The 12,709-nt window shown below is 68.3% G+C and carries 12 protein-coding genes, 1 pseudogene and 1 riboswitch; of the genes and pseudogenes, 4 read left to right on the top strand and 9 right to left on the bottom strand.

Annotated elements, in window-relative coordinates:
• Positions 1–10: 10 nt before the first annotated feature.
• The 6 genes and pseudogenes from ACPP3B_RS07785 to ACPP3B_RS07760 all read right to left on the bottom strand — a co-directional run bounded on the left by ACPP3B_RS07785 (position 11) and on the right by ACPP3B_RS07760 (position 6,371).
• A complete protein-coding gene (locus tag ACPP3B_RS07785; protein WP_424858638.1) occupies positions 11–2,116 on the bottom strand; it encodes a putative bifunctional diguanylate cyclase/phosphodiesterase in 2,106 nt (701 codons plus the stop codon).
• A 115-nt stretch (positions 2,117–2,231) separates the two neighbouring features.
• Complete coding sequence (locus tag ACPP3B_RS07780) at positions 2,232–4,076, bottom strand: methyl-accepting chemotaxis protein (protein WP_424858637.1); 1,845 nt, start codon at positions 4,074–4,076, stop codon at positions 2,232–2,234.
• Entirely contained in the window at positions 4,073–4,288 is a 216-nt protein-coding gene (locus ACPP3B_RS07775) for a hypothetical protein (RefSeq protein ID WP_424860167.1), read from the bottom strand. The genes ACPP3B_RS07780 and ACPP3B_RS07775 overlap by 4 nt, the downstream gene beginning before the upstream one ends.
• Positions 4,289–4,314: 26 nt before the next feature.
• Positions 4,315–4,467, bottom strand: a pseudogene (locus ACPP3B_RS07770) (AAA family ATPase); the annotation flags it as partial.
• 13 nt (positions 4,468–4,480) lie between these two features.
• Positions 4,481–5,836 (bottom strand): methyl-accepting chemotaxis protein, encoded by a 1,356-nt coding sequence (locus ACPP3B_RS07765; protein ID WP_299020076.1) that lies wholly within the window; start codon positions 5,834–5,836, stop codon positions 4,481–4,483.
• Between the two features lie 37 nt (positions 5,837–5,873).
• Positions 5,874–6,371 (bottom strand): chemotaxis protein CheW, encoded by a 498-nt coding sequence (locus ACPP3B_RS07760; protein ID WP_299020074.1) that lies wholly within the window; start codon positions 6,369–6,371, stop codon positions 5,874–5,876.
• A gap of 306 nt (positions 6,372–6,677) precedes the next feature.
• On the opposite strand from ACPP3B_RS07760, the gene ACPP3B_RS07755 reads away from it, so the two are divergent.
• Positions 6,678–7,148, top strand: coding sequence for a hypothetical protein (locus ACPP3B_RS07755; RefSeq protein WP_299020072.1), 471 nt, complete (start codon positions 6,678–6,680; stop codon positions 7,146–7,148).
• A gap of 7 nt (positions 7,149–7,155) precedes the next feature.
• Here ACPP3B_RS07755 and ACPP3B_RS07750 read toward each other — a convergent pair whose 3' ends face one another.
• Together ACPP3B_RS07750 and ACPP3B_RS07745 are read right to left on the bottom strand one after the other, a co-directional pair.
• Positions 7,156–7,701, bottom strand: a complete 546-nt coding sequence (locus tag ACPP3B_RS07750) for an adenine phosphoribosyltransferase (protein ID WP_299020070.1) — start codon at positions 7,699–7,701, stop codon at positions 7,156–7,158.
• 10 nt (positions 7,702–7,711) lie between these two features.
• Positions 7,712–9,700, bottom strand: coding sequence for a monovalent cation:proton antiporter-2 (CPA2) family protein (locus tag ACPP3B_RS07745; RefSeq protein ID WP_424858636.1), 1,989 nt, complete (start codon positions 9,698–9,700; stop codon positions 7,712–7,714).
• 52 nt (positions 9,701–9,752) lie between these two features.
• On the opposite strand from ACPP3B_RS07745, the gene ACPP3B_RS07740 reads away from it, so the two are divergent.
• From ACPP3B_RS07740 to lptC, 3 genes are read left to right on the top strand one after another with little or no spacing between them, the layout of a single operon-like run.
• Positions 9,753–10,763 carry a KpsF/GutQ family sugar-phosphate isomerase gene (locus ACPP3B_RS07740; RefSeq protein ID WP_424858635.1) on the top strand — a complete coding sequence of 337 codons (1,011 nt, stop codon included), beginning with the start codon at positions 9,753–9,755 and terminating at the stop codon, positions 10,761–10,763.
• The gene (locus ACPP3B_RS07735; RefSeq protein ID WP_424858634.1) at positions 10,763–11,311 is read left to right on the top strand and encodes a KdsC family phosphatase; all 549 of its coding nucleotides are present in this window, start codon (positions 10,763–10,765) and stop codon (positions 11,309–11,311) included. Before ACPP3B_RS07740 ends, ACPP3B_RS07735 begins: the two co-directional genes overlap by 1 nt.
• Positions 11,308–11,994: an LPS export ABC transporter periplasmic protein LptC gene (gene lptC / locus ACPP3B_RS07730; protein WP_424858633.1), complete on the top strand. Its 687-nt coding sequence runs from the start codon at positions 11,308–11,310 to the stop codon at positions 11,992–11,994. The genes ACPP3B_RS07735 and lptC overlap by 4 nt, the downstream gene beginning before the upstream one ends.
• Here the strand turns inward: lptC and ACPP3B_RS07725 are convergent.
• Entirely contained in the window at positions 11,988–12,365 is a 378-nt protein-coding gene (locus tag ACPP3B_RS07725) for an RNA recognition motif domain-containing protein (protein WP_299022167.1), read from the bottom strand. The genes lptC and ACPP3B_RS07725 overlap by 7 nt on opposite strands.
• A 250-nt stretch (positions 12,366–12,615) precedes the next feature.
• Positions 12,616–12,692: riboswitch (SAM riboswitch) on the top strand.
• The last annotated feature ends 17 nt before the right edge of the window (positions 12,693–12,709 follow it).

Genomic DNA, 12,709 nt, shown 5'->3' with positions numbered 1-12,709 from the left:
TGGGTGTGTCTCACAAAGCGGTGGGCCGACCGAAATGGTAGCCCTGAAAGAGCCGACAGCCCATGGCGCGCAGCGTCTCGAACTGGGCCACCGTCTCCACACCCTCCGCCACGACGCTGAGCTCCAGGCTGTTGGCCAGTTGCAAAATGGTGCGTGCGATCGCCGCGTCGTTGGGGTCGTCCAGGATGTCGCGCACGAAGGTGCGGTCGATCTTGAGCTGGTCCAGCGGCAGGCGCTTGAGGTACGCCAGCGACGAGTACCCAGTGCCAAAGTCGTCGAGCGCAAACTGCACCCCCATGGCGCTGAGCGCTGCCATTTTGACGATGGTGTCTTCCACATCGTGCAGCAGCAGGCTCTCGGTCAGCTCCAGCTTCAGGCGGCTGGGGTTGGCGCCCGTCTCGGCCAGCGCGGTCTGCACGGACTGCACGAAGTCGGGCTGGCGTAACTGGCGCGCACTCAGGTTGACCGCCATCGTCCAGTGCGCGCGTTGCGGATCGCGTGCCCACGCCGCCAGGTGCGCGCAGGCCTGTCGCAGCACCCACTGACCCATGGGCAAAATCAAGCCGCTTTGCTCGGCCACCGGAATGAACTCCGCTGGCGACACCATGCCGCGCAGGGGGTGTTGCCAGCGCAACAGAGCCTCGTAACCCACGACCTGGGCTTTGTCATCGACGATCGGCTGCCCATACAGGCGCAGCTCGCCATCGCGCAGGCCGTGGCGCAACTCGCGCTGCAGGGTGGCGCGGGCCAGCACCGCCTCTTGCATCGCCGGATCGAAGAAGCGCACCGCATTGCGTCCGGCAGCTTTCGAGTGGTACATCGCCAAGTCGGCGCGGCCCAGGATGTCCTCCACCGCGTCGCTGCGGCCACGAAATACCGTGATGCCGATGCTGGGCGTGGACTGCACCTCGTGTCCGTCCAACATCACCGGACGCTCGAGCGCGACGCGAATTTTTTCGGCCACGTGTTGGGCGCGCCACGCCGCTTGCTCCTCCTCGCGGTCCAAATCCTCCAGCAGCACGACGAATTCGTCGCCGCCCAGGCGTGCGATCGTATCTTCCTCGCGCACCGCCTCGCGCAGGCGCTTGGCCACCGTCTGCAGCAACTGGTCGCCCACCCCATGCCCAAAGGCGTCGTTGATGTCTTTGAAATTGTCCAGATCGATGAAGCACAGCGCCGCCCACTGGCCGCTGCGCGCGCTGGCCGCTTGCGCCTGGGTCAGCTTGTCCTGAAACGAGCGGCGGTTGTACAGGCCGGTCAGGCTGTCGTAGAAGGCGAGGCGCTCGATGGTGGCTTGGTCCGCCTTGCGCCGCGTGACGTCGCGCCCGACGCCACGGTAGCCGGCAAAGCGACCTTGCGCGTCGTAGACCGGCATGCCGCTGATGGAAAACCACACCACGCGCCCGTCCTGCAAGCGGCGCTGGATCTCGAAGCGGCGAAACACCCGGCGCTGCTCGAACGCCTCGATGAGCGGACGCCATTCGCGCGCCGTGGGGCGGTTGAGCGCGGGCACATCCCAGGCGCAGCGGCCCAGAAACATCTCGGCGGTCGAGGTTTCTCGAATCAGTCGCCCCTCCAACCGCGTATAACGCCCCTCGGCATCCCACTCCCAGTACCAGTCGGCGGACAGCTCGGTCAGGCTGCGGAAGCGCTCCTCACTCTCGCGCAAGAAGTTCGCGGCCTGCGCGTGCCGCGTCACGTCCACATAAGTGCGCACCCAACCGCCACCAGGCACAGCGATCGTCGTGCCCTGCAACGTACGACCACCGGCGGTGGTGTAGGTGTAGATGTGGGGCTGCCCCGTCTCTTGCACGCGGCGCAGGTGGTACCAGACCCGCTCCACCAACCGCTGCGCATCGCCGCGCAGGTCACCTCGCTTGATCTGCCAGCGCACCACGTCGTCGATGAGCGGCTGCTTCTGCAGCAGCGTCAGCGGCAGCTCCAGCATCTCTCGTGCGCAATGGTTGTGGCCCACGACGCGCCCCTCGACGTCCAGCACCACCAGCGCGTGCTGCAAATGGTCCAGCAGCGCCGCGACCGACAGGCGGCCACTGGCCACCGGGTCTGCCGAGGGCAAACCCGATAGACCGGGCAGCGTGCTGGAGAAGTCGATCATGGCAACTGCTCTATGGAAACCGCTTTGGGCGATAGGGATTTCATCAGGCCAGCGTGCGGCATGGGTTATTCAAGCGACGGGCATCCTGGCGGAAACGAGGCGTGCAGCCGCGTGTTCAAAAGCTCTCCCACTCCCCTTCGGCGTCGGACGCTGGCTTGGACGGCGCGGGCGCGGGGCGCGGGCTGGTCAGCGCGGCCGGGGTGGGTTTGGCGCTGGGTGCTGCTGCAGGTTTGGAGGCTGTCTTGCGCGCGCTGGCAGCAGGCGCCACAGCACCCGCGGGCTTGGCTGCCGCAGCAGCGCTGGGCGCGGCCAGCCGCGGCTCGCGCCGCGCGGCCAGGGCGGGAGCGGGCGCGGGCGGGACGGCCGCCCGCGGCGTGGGTGCCGGTGCCAACACCATCCCATCGCCCTGCCCGGTGCGGAACTGACTGACCACCTGCTGCAGCTCGGCCGCTTGCTGGCGCAGGCTCTGGGCGGCAGCCGCCGCCTCTTCGACGAGGGCGGCGTTTTGCTGTGTGGTTTGATCGAGTTGTCCCAACGCCGCGTTGACTTGCGCGATGCTGTCGCTTTGCTCGTTGGCGGCCGCCGTGACTTCAGCAATCATGTCGGCCACGCGCTGGATGGATTGCACGATTTGCTCCATCGTCTGGCCCGCGCTGTCGACTTGCGTGCTGCCGGTGCGCACAGTGGCGACACTCTCGTCGATCAGGGCTTTGATTTGCTTGGCTGCCTCGGCGCTGCGTTGCGCCAGCGAGCGCACTTCACCGGCGACCACGGCAAAGCCGCGGCCCGCCTCACCGGCACGCGCGGCCTCCACCGCCGCGTTGAGCGCGAGGATATTGGTCTGAAACGCAATGCCGTCGATGACGTTGGTGATGTCGGCGATTTTTTGGCTGCTCGACTCGATGGCTTTCATCGACTGCACCGCTTGCGCCACGGTCTGCCCGCCGTCGCGCGCGACTTGCGCGGCTTGCGCGGCGAGTTGGTTGGCGGTGCGGGCGGCTTCGGCACTGTGGCGCACGGTCTCGGTCAGGTGCTGGGTGCTGGCGGTGGTTTGCTCCAGGCTCGCGGCCGCACTTTCGGTGCGCGCCGAGAGGTCCTGGTTGCCCTGCGCGATTTCGGCGCTGGCGCTGGCCACTTGATCGGCACTCGTGCGGATGCGTTGGATGGCCGTGACCAGGGCGTGCTGCATGGCCGACAGTGCCTTGAGCAGCTGCCCCACTTCGTCGCCACGCGCACCCGGGATGCGGCGCGCGAGGTCGCCCTGGGCGATGGCCTGGGCCACATCAATGGCCTCGGCGAGCGGACGGGTGATACCGCGCGTGAGCGCCACAGCCACCCCAACGCCCACGGCCAGCGCCGCCAAGACCACCCCCAGCATGACCCACTGCACTCGTTGGGCGATCACTTGAGCCTGCGCGTTGAGCCGATCGGCCAGCGCCACCAGCGTATCGGTCAAGCGCTGTTGCGCGTCGATGTAGGTCTGCGCGCCCGCCTTGTAGCGGCCCTCGAGGAGCTCTTTCGCCCGGGCCATGTCGCCGGCTTTGACGGCAGCGAGCGCTTCGTCGCGTGCCGCAATCTGCGCCTGGCGCAACGTCGCCACGCGCTCGAGTTGCTGCGAAACCTCGGCGTCGTCGAGCTCCTTGACCCGCCCCGACAGGGTTTTTTCGATTTCATCGACCTGCGCCCGCGTGGCTTGGATTTGCTGCTGAAAGTAATTGAGGATCTCAGGATTGTCACCAAAACGAATGGCAGCCTCGGTACGGTTGATTTGGGTACGGGTGATAGCCGACCATTTCTCCGCCGAAAGCGCCACTTTTCCCGCAAACATCGCGCGCTCCGTATGAGTCAGCACTGCTCGCTCACTCCACTGCGCAGCGGCCCAGACGGCCACCAGCAGTGCCAACACGACGCCAAAGCCCGCGCCCAAGCGAACACCAATTTTCCAGTCACGCACGCTCATGAGATTCTCCGGTGCAAAGATGGGTTTTCAGTGGGTGGGTAAATCGAAAGCAAGGGGGCGGGCTGAACGTCCCACCCCACCACATGGCGCGTGGCGCTGCTGAACGCCACGCCCAGCCACCAGATGGGGCGGCCGTCGGCGCGGTATTGGTCGGCGTAGCCTCGCTGTCGCAACTGCGCCATCGCCTCGCCTGTGGGTTGGTCGCCGTCGATGCGCTTGAACTCGATGATGACCCGAAGCGCCGCGGACGCGAGAGAAAGTCGTACTTGCCCGTGGCGGCCAGCCGGTGCGCAAACGCGGTCTTGTCGACGTCGTAGTAGCCCCCTTCGCGGATGTCGCGGAAGGTCTGGATGCCGATGGGCCGTTTGCGACGGGGGCTGCGGGCGTACATCCGGCCAGACCTCTCAAGCCACGGGCACGCGAGGCGTGCGGCGCCGCTCCGGCCCCTGATAGCTGCTCGGGTCACCCTGGCCGCGCACGGCAGCCGGCTGCAGCGGTGGGTGCTCGCCCGCAGCGTCGCCCGCCAGACGAAAACCCGCCACCATCTCGCGCAGCCGGTGCGCCTGCTCACGCAGGCGCTGTGCCGCCTGGGCGCTATCGCCCACCAGCTGGGCGTTTTGCTGCGCCATGCCGTCGAGCTGCACGATGGCGTCGTTGACCTGTACCAGTGCCTGGGTCTGCTCCTGCGTGGCGTGCGTGATGTCGCGCACGAACGTCGATACCTGCTCGGCGTGCGCGACGATGTCGCGCAGCGTGGCCCCTGCCTGATGGACGAGCTGGGTGCCGGCGGCAACCTTTTCGGTGCTGTCACCAATGAGCGCCTTGATCTCGCGCGCGGCCTGCCCCGAACGCTGGGCGAGTGCCCGCACCTCGCCCGCCACGACGGCAAAACCACGCCCGGCCTCGCCCGCTCGCGCGGCTTCCACCGCCGCGTTGAGCGCGAGGATATTGGTCTGAAACGCGATGCTGTCGATGACGGTGGTGATGTCGTGGATGCGCTGGCTGGCGGCCTGGATGGCGTCCATGGTGGCCACGACGTTTTGCACTTCCGTGCCGCCGCGCTCGGCCACTTCGGCGTTGCGCCGGGCCAGCTCGATGGCGGCGCGCGCGGCGTCGTTGGACGACTGCACCGCCGCGGTGATTTCTTCGAGGCTGGCAGCGGTTTGTTGCAGGTGTCCGGCGGTGTCCTCCGTGCGCTGGCGCAGGTCGGCACTGCCGCTGGCCACGCCATCGCTGGTGTGCTGGATGCGCTGCGCGGTGTCGCGCACCGCGCCCACCGTGCGCGCCAGGGCGTCCTGCATGTCGTGCAGGCTGCGCAGCAGTTGCGTCAGCTCGTCGGCGCCAGTGGTGTCGGTGCGGGTGGCCAGGTCACCGCGGGCGATCGCCACCGCCAGCGCTTCGGCCTGCTGCACCGGTTGCACGATGCTGCGCAGGTTGGCCAGCGTGGTGGGCACGACGATGAGCAGTGACACCCCCAGCGCGATGCCCACGGCCCACAGCGCCTGGCGGCGGATGTGCTCGCCGTGGTCGGTGAGCTGAATCATCTGTTGCGCAAACGCCTCGTTGGCGTCTTGCGCGTTTTGCGCAGCCACCGTCCAAGCCAGCGTCAGCGCCTCGTGCTGGGCGATTTGCATGTGGTGCACCGCCCATACACCCACCGCGGCCATACCCAGCAGCAGCGCGAGTACCACGCCGATCGCGCCCAGCATCCGGGTGCGCACCCGCCACGCCCGCATGAAGTATTGCAAAAAGTCGAGCATGAGAGATTCCCGGGAAAACGGCGACGACGGGCCGATGTCAGGCGTCGGTCAGCCCCATGTCGGGGTGCGTGACCAGCGCCTCGATGTCCATGACGATGAGCATGCGCTCGTTGACGGTGGCAATGCCGGTGATGAAGGCGGTGTCCACGGTGCCAGAGGCCATCTCGGGGGCGGAGCGGATCTGCTCGCGCGCGAGTTCGATCACGTCGGAGACCGAGTCCACCACCACGCCCACCACGCGCCCTTTGACGTTGAGCACGATGACCACGGTGAGGTTGTTGTAGTCGACCCGCTCGCAGCCGAGCTTGATGCGCAGATCGACCACCGGCACGATGACGCCGCGCAGATTGACCACACCCAGGATGTGCGAGGGGGCGTTGGCGATGCGGGTGGGTGGCTCGAAGGAACGGATTTCCTGCACACGCAGGATGTCGATACCGTACTCTTCCGCCCCCAAGCGGAAGGTCAGAAACTCGGCATGGGTGCGTGCCGACGCATCGACACCGGCAGCAGTCGGAGTGGCAACAGCGGACATGAGGACTCCTCACGGACAGGGAGACGGCCCACCCGGGCGCGCCGCGCACACGCCCGTGACCCGTCCCGGAAAAAGGATGGCAGGCGCACAGTATCGGCCAAAAATGCCCTGTTTGGCCATCGGAAAAACGCGCAAAGGCACGCCACGTGGTGCAAACACCCGAAAAGCCGACACAATGCCGCACTGGCGCATGCCCCGGGCCCACCCGTTCGCGTACGAACCGTCCATCGTCCACCGCCCATGCCACCCTCACCACCACGCCCTGCCCGCCGCGCGCCCGCCGCGCCTAGCCCTGACCCTGCTGCGGTGGGCAGCTGGTCATCGTGGTGGCGGCGCTGGTGGGACCGCGCCACCGGCCGCAGTCGTGCCCGGGCCGAACCCGCCCACGCCCCGCGGCGTGACCCGCCCAGCGCCGATGGCGACGCCGCCGCGGCAGCGTCCCGCCTGCGCCGGCGCCAGCGGGAACGGGTGGCGCTGCTGGTGCGCGAGGTGATGCTGCGGCACGGCGTGCTGTCCGGCCGCTACCGCGTGCGCGTGTTGTCGCTGGACCGCGAAGGCCAACAGCACCTGGTCTTGATCGACTGGCTGCCTCAGCCGGCCAGCATGGCGGCAGGACCGGCACCGCACCCGACGCGCCTGGAAGCGCAGGTCCGTGACGATGCCCTGCAGCTGCTCGGGCTGCAGGTGCGCGCGGTGTACTGGCGTGGCGACCCACCTGCCACCCAGCGCCCGCGACCCGACGCCCGCCGGCCCGATGGGGAGCACAGCGGGGCGTGAGCGCGGTTCAGTGCCCCTCGAAGCTGACCAGCGTGAACAGCGGCAGTCCGGCGGCCTGTAGGCGCTCGAGGCCGCCCAGCTCGGGCAGAGCGACGATGGCCGCCCCTTCCATCACGGTGGCACCGAGTTTTTCGAGCAGTTTTTTGCCCGCCATCATGGTGCCGCCGGTGGCGATCAGGTCGTCGATCAGCAGCACCCGGTCGCCCGCGCGCACGGCGTCGGTGTGCAGCTCGACGGTGGCGCTGCCGTACTCCAGCTCGTACGTTTCTTCGACGGTGGTGAAGGGCAGCTTGCCTTTTTTTCGGATTGGCACGAAGCCCACGCCCAGCTCGTAGGCCAGCACCGAGCCGATGATGAAGCCACGCGCATCGAGCCCGGCCACCACGTCGGGGCGCAGGTGCCGGTCCATATAGCGGTGCACGAAGGTGTCGATGAGCACGCGAAAGACTTTGGGATCCTGCAGCAGCGGCGTGATGTCGCGAAACTGCACGCCGGGCGCCGGCCAGTCGGGGACGGTGCGGATGTGGGCTTTGAGGTAGGCGGAGGTATCCATGGCAGCGCGATTATCCCGCCAGTAGCTTGGCTTCGGCCAGCGTCAGCGGCTCGGGCGGCCCGTACAGCACGATGGCGTCGCCGCCCTGCAGGAGCAGGCCGTCGTCCGGTGCGACGCGGCGGCCGTCGGCACGACGTACGCTCACCACGGTCACGCCCATGGCGTGTAGCCCCAAGTCGCCCAGTGCGCGCCCGATGGTGGGGCCGCCCGCGGGCAGCACCACGGTACGCAGGCGCGCTTGCTGGCGCTCGTCCTCGGTCTCGTCGTCGTCGCCGCCGTGAAAGTAACCGCGCAACAGGTCGTAGCGCGCGGCGCGTTGCTCCTGCACCAGCCGCACCACGCGCCGCAGCGGCACGCCCACCAGCGCCAGTGCATGGCTGGCCAGCATCAGGCTGGCCTCCAACGTCTCGGGCACCACTTCAGTGGCACCCGCGGCACGCAGGCGGGCCAGATCGGCGTCGTCCACGGTGCGCACCACCACCGGCACCGCCGGGGCGTGTTCGCGCACGTGGTGCAGCACCTTGAGCGCGCTGGGCGTGTCCAGATAAGTCACGGCCACCGCGCAGGCACGCGCCAGCCCAGCGGCCATGAGCGCTTCCAGCCGCGCGGCGTCGCCAAACACCACCGAGTGGCCGGCAGCTGCCGCCTGGCGCACGCGGTCCGGGTCCAGGTCCAGCGCCATGTAGGGGATGCCCTCCTGCTCCAGCAGCCGTGCCAGGTTTTGCCCGCAGCGCCCGTAGCCGCAGATGATGACGTGCTGGTCCGCCGCGATGGCTTTGCGAGCGATCTGCGTCATCTGTACCGACTGCATCAGCCAGTCGCTGCCCACCAGACGGCCGACGATGGCGTTGCTGTGCTCGATGATGAACGGCGTCAGCAGCATCGAGATGACCATCGACGCCAGCGTGGGGTTGAACAGCGCCGGCGGAATGAGCCCGTTTTGGTTGGCCAACTGCAGCAGCACCAGGCCAAATTCGCCCGCCTGCATCAAATACAGACCCACGCGCAGCGCGGTGCCCGCCGGGGCGCCAAACGCGCGCGTCAGTAGCGTGATGAGCCCGAGCTTGAAGACCAGCGACAGGCTCAGCAGCAACAGCACCAGCGGCCAGCGCTCGACGACGATGCGCCAGTCCAGCATCATGCCGATGGTGATGAAAAACAGCCCCAGCAACACGTCGTGGAAAGGGCGGATGTCGGACTCGACCTGGTGGCGGTATTCGGTCTCCGCGATCAGCATGCCCGCCACGAACGCCCCCAGCGCCAGCGACAGCCCGGCGTGCTCGGTCAGCCAGGCCATGCCCAGCGTGATCAGCAGCAGGTTGAGCACGAAGAGTTCCTGGCTCTTGCGGCGCGCCACCAGCGTCAGCCACCAGCGCATCAGGCGCTGCCCGCCGGTCAGCAGCAGGGCCAACAGGGCGGCCGCCTTGGCCAATGCGATCAGCAGCGCGCCCGCCAGGTCTTCGCTGGGTGCGGCCAGCGCCGGGATGAGCACCAGCAGCGGCACCACCGCCAGGTCTTGAAACAGCAAGATACCGACCACGCGACGGCCGTGCTCGGACTCCAGCTCGAGCCGGTCGGCCATGAGCTTGACGACGATGGCCGTGCTGCTCATGGCCATGATGCCCCCCATGGCGAGCGCCGTCTGCCATTCGAACGCCCACCAGTCGCCCAGCAGCCAGCCCAGTGCCAACGACGCGCCGGTGGTCAATACCACCGTCAGCACCACCTGCGCCGTGCCCAGCCCGAAGACGAAGCGCTTCATCGCGCGCAGCTTGGGCAAGCTGAACTCCAGCCCGATGGCAAACATCAGAAACACCACCCCGAACTCGGCCAGATAGCGCAATCCGGCCGAGTTTTGTGCCAGCGCCAGCGCATGGGGTCCGATGACCACCCCCACGGCCAAGTAGCCGATCATCGCAGGCAGCCGCAGCAACCGGCACACCACCACCCCCAGCACAGCGGCCAGCAGGTACAGCAGGGTGAGGTCGAGCGCGTTCATGGCCCGATCTTAAGGGCGCAAGGGGTGGCGGCGTTGCCGGATAATCGCACGCATGACCGCCAACGCGACGACTGCCCCCGCAGACCTCGACGGTGCCGCGCTGCTGGCGCTGGCGCGTGCGGCGCTGCAGACCGAAATCGACGGCCTGCAAGCCATGGCCGCGCGGCTGGACGAGCGCTTCGTGCAGGCCGTGACCACGCTGCTGCGTTGCCGTGGGCGCGTGGTCGTCACTGGCATGGGCAAGAGCGGCCATGTGGGCCGCAAGATCGCGGCGACACTGGCGTCGACGGGAACGCCCGCCATGTTCGTGCACCCGGCCGAGGCCAGCCACGGCGACCTGGGCATGATCACGCCCACCGATGCGGTATTGGCCATCAGCAACTCCGGCGAAAGCGATGAGCTCACCGCCATCTTGCCACTGATCAAACGCATGGGGGTGCCGTTGGTGGCCATGACCGGACGGGCCGACTCCAGCCTGGGACGGCACGCGGACGTCATCCTGGACACGGGCGTGGCGCGCGAGGCGTGCCCGCACAACCTGGCCCCCACCGCCAGCACCACGGCGCAAATGGCCATGGGCGACGCGCTGGCCGTGGCGTTGCTGAGCGCGCGCGGGTTTCAGCCGGACGACTTTGCCCGCTCGCACCCGGGCGGCGCGCTCGGGCGCCGCCTGCTGACGCTGGTGCGCGACGTCATGCGGCCGCTGGAGGCGACACCGCGCGTGCCGCCCAGCGCCACCCTGATCGAGACCATGCGCGCGATGAGCGCGGGCGGGCTGGGCGCGACCGCCGTCGTGGACGAGCATGGCGTGGCGATCGGCATCTTCACCGACGGTGACCTGCGCCGCCTGATCGAGCGGCGCGAGAGCGCCGACCTGCGCAGCCTGCGGGTGGGTGACGTCATGCACCCGCAGCCGCGTACCGTACGGCCGCAGATGCTGGCCGTGGAAGCGGCCGAGCTGATGGAAACCCACCGCATCACCAGCGTGCTGGTGGTTGACGAGGCAGGACGACTGGTGGGCGCCTTGAACCACCACGACCTGATGCGCGCCAAGGTGATCTGATGACACGACCGGTGCTGACCTTTGCACCCGAGATCCTGCTGCGCGCGCAGGACGTGCGGGTGGCGTTCTTCGACGTCGATGGCGTACTGACCGACGGTGGCCTGTACTACGACGCCGAGGGTGAGGTGCTCAAGCGCTTCTCCAGCCTGGACGGCCATGGTCTGAAGCTGCTGCGCCGCGCCGGCATCGAGCCTGCCGTCGTCACCGGGCGCGACTCGCCCGCCTTGCGCAAGCGGCTGGACGCGCTGGGCGTGCGCCACGTGCGCTACGGCACCGAAGACAAAGGACCCGCGGCACAAGCGATACTGGAGGAACTGGGGCTGACCTGGTCGCAAGCGGCCGCCATTGGCGATGACTGGCCCGATTTGCCGGTACTGACACGCTGTGCCTTTGCCGCCGCGCCCCCCACGGCGCACGCGGAGGTGCGCGCGCGCGTGCACCACGTCACCGGAGCTGCGGCCGGGCATGGGGCCGCGCGTGAGTTTTGTGACCTGCTGCTGGTGGCCACGGGCCACTACGCAAGCTTGTTGGCCGAAACCCTGCCATGACCCCACGGTCGGCATCGCCCCCGCTGCAGGCCCCGCGTTGGCATGGCGTCTGGGATCGCCTGTCGCTGTACCTGCCCGTCGCGTTGATGGGTGCCCTGGCCGTGATCACCTATGGCGTGGTGCGGCAATTGCCGCCACCCACCGCCCTGGGAGAGACGCCACTGGCGGCTGGCCAGCCCGACTACCGGTTGGAACACTTCACCCTGCGCCGCTACACCGCCGACGGCACACTGGAGACCGTACTGCGCGGCACCACGTTGGAACACGTCCCCGCCGCCCAAACCCTCACGGTCAAGCAGGCGCAACTGGAGCGACTCTCGCGCGAAGAGGGCACCCGTCTGCACGCCAGTGCCCACATGCTGCAAACCGACGACGACCGCACCCGCTATTTTTTGCAGGGAGACGTGCGTGTGGTGCGCGAACCGTGGCGGGACCCCGTGGGCACGGGCGCCAAACGAAATGCCACGCCGCGCCTGACCCTGGAGGGCCAGACGCTGACGTGGCATACCCAGCAACGGCTGCTGGAATCCGATCAACCGGTGCTCGTCACACGAAGCACTGCGCGCGGCACCGACGTCCTGCGGGGCGACCGGATGCGCTACGACGAGCGCGCCGGCGTGGCCGAGCTGGACGGCCAAGTGCGCGCCACGCTGGCGGCGCACACTGGCAGCAGCGGTCAGTAGCCGCCGCGATCGTCTCGGCGGCGCGGGCCACCGTAGGGGCTGCGGAACTGGCCATCGCCACCGCCGTAGCCGCCCCCATCCCGGCGGCCGCCGCCGAAGCCGCCGCTGCGCGGGGGACGCGCCTCCATCGGGCGCGCCTCGTTGACGACGAGGTTGCGACCGCCCATGGACTGCCCGTTCATGCCAGAGATGGCCGCTTGCGCCTCGGCATCGCTGCCCATCTCGACGAAGCCAAACCCCTTGGAGCGGCCGGTGTCGCGCTCCATCATGACCTTGGCGCTGGCCACCTGACCGTACTGGCTGAAGGCTTGCTCGAGATCGCCGTCGCGCACGGAATACGGAAGATTGCCGACGTACAACTTGTTGCCCATTTGAGGGACTCCTGAGAACACACTGAGAGAGAACGAAAAGCGACGGAGCCCCGACGGCACACAAGACAACTGCAGCACGCGAAACCAACCGATCACCCGACTGGCGAGCGTCGCGGACACTCGCCACCCCCATTATGCGCTGTGTCAAGGGTTTTGGGGCGGGTTTTCGACGATCGGCGACCTCCAACACCGCGTCGATGCGCCAGAAACAACACCTCAACCACGCACGGCAACCCATGGTTGCCGCTATACTGCGCGCTGCGCCGATTTGAGTCCCGCTTGCGGGCGCGTAACAAATACCGCTAAAGAGGAAGGTCCGGCCGCCGCGCCGGGCCCGCAAGCCC

This window comes from Tepidimonas sp. HKU77 (assembly GCF_049728535.1).
Classification (GTDB): domain Bacteria; phylum Pseudomonadota; class Gammaproteobacteria; order Burkholderiales; family Burkholderiaceae_C; genus Tepidimonas.
This window is presented reverse-complemented; position numbering and strand designations above follow the sequence as displayed.

What these genes read in the sequence shown, in the direction of transcription:
- ACPP3B_RS07785 (WP_424858638.1), bottom strand. Translation starts at nt 2,116, where the DNA reads ATGATCGACTTCTCCAGCACGCTGCCCGGTCTATCGGGTTTGCCCTCG.
- ACPP3B_RS07780 (WP_424858637.1), bottom strand. Translation starts at nt 4,076, where the DNA reads ATGAGCGTGCGTGACTGGAAAATTGGTGTTCGCTTGGGCGCGGGCTTT.
- ACPP3B_RS07765 (WP_299020076.1), bottom strand. Translation starts at nt 5,836, where the DNA reads ATGCTCGACTTTTTGCAATACTTCATGCGGGCGTGGCGGGTGCGCACC.
- ACPP3B_RS07760 (WP_299020074.1), bottom strand. Translation starts at nt 6,371, where the DNA reads ATGTCCGCTGTTGCCACTCCGACTGCTGCCGGTGTCGATGCGTCGGCA.
- ACPP3B_RS07750 (WP_299020070.1), bottom strand. Translation starts at nt 7,701, where the DNA reads ATGGATACCTCCGCCTACCTCAAAGCCCACATCCGCACCGTCCCCGAC.
- ACPP3B_RS07745 (WP_424858636.1), bottom strand. Translation starts at nt 9,700, where the DNA reads ATGAACGCGCTCGACCTCACCCTGCTGTACCTGCTGGCCGCTGTGCTG.
- ACPP3B_RS07740 (WP_424858635.1), top strand. Translation starts at nt 9,753, where the DNA reads ATGACCGCCAACGCGACGACTGCCCCCGCAGACCTCGACGGTGCCGCG.
- ACPP3B_RS07735 (WP_424858634.1), top strand. Translation starts at nt 10,763, where the DNA reads ATGACACGACCGGTGCTGACCTTTGCACCCGAGATCCTGCTGCGCGCG.
- lptC (WP_424858633.1), top strand. Translation starts at nt 11,308, where the DNA reads ATGACCCCACGGTCGGCATCGCCCCCGCTGCAGGCCCCGCGTTGGCAT.
- ACPP3B_RS07725 (WP_299022167.1), bottom strand. Translation starts at nt 12,365, where the DNA reads ATGGGCAACAAGTTGTACGTCGGCAATCTTCCGTATTCCGTGCGCGAC.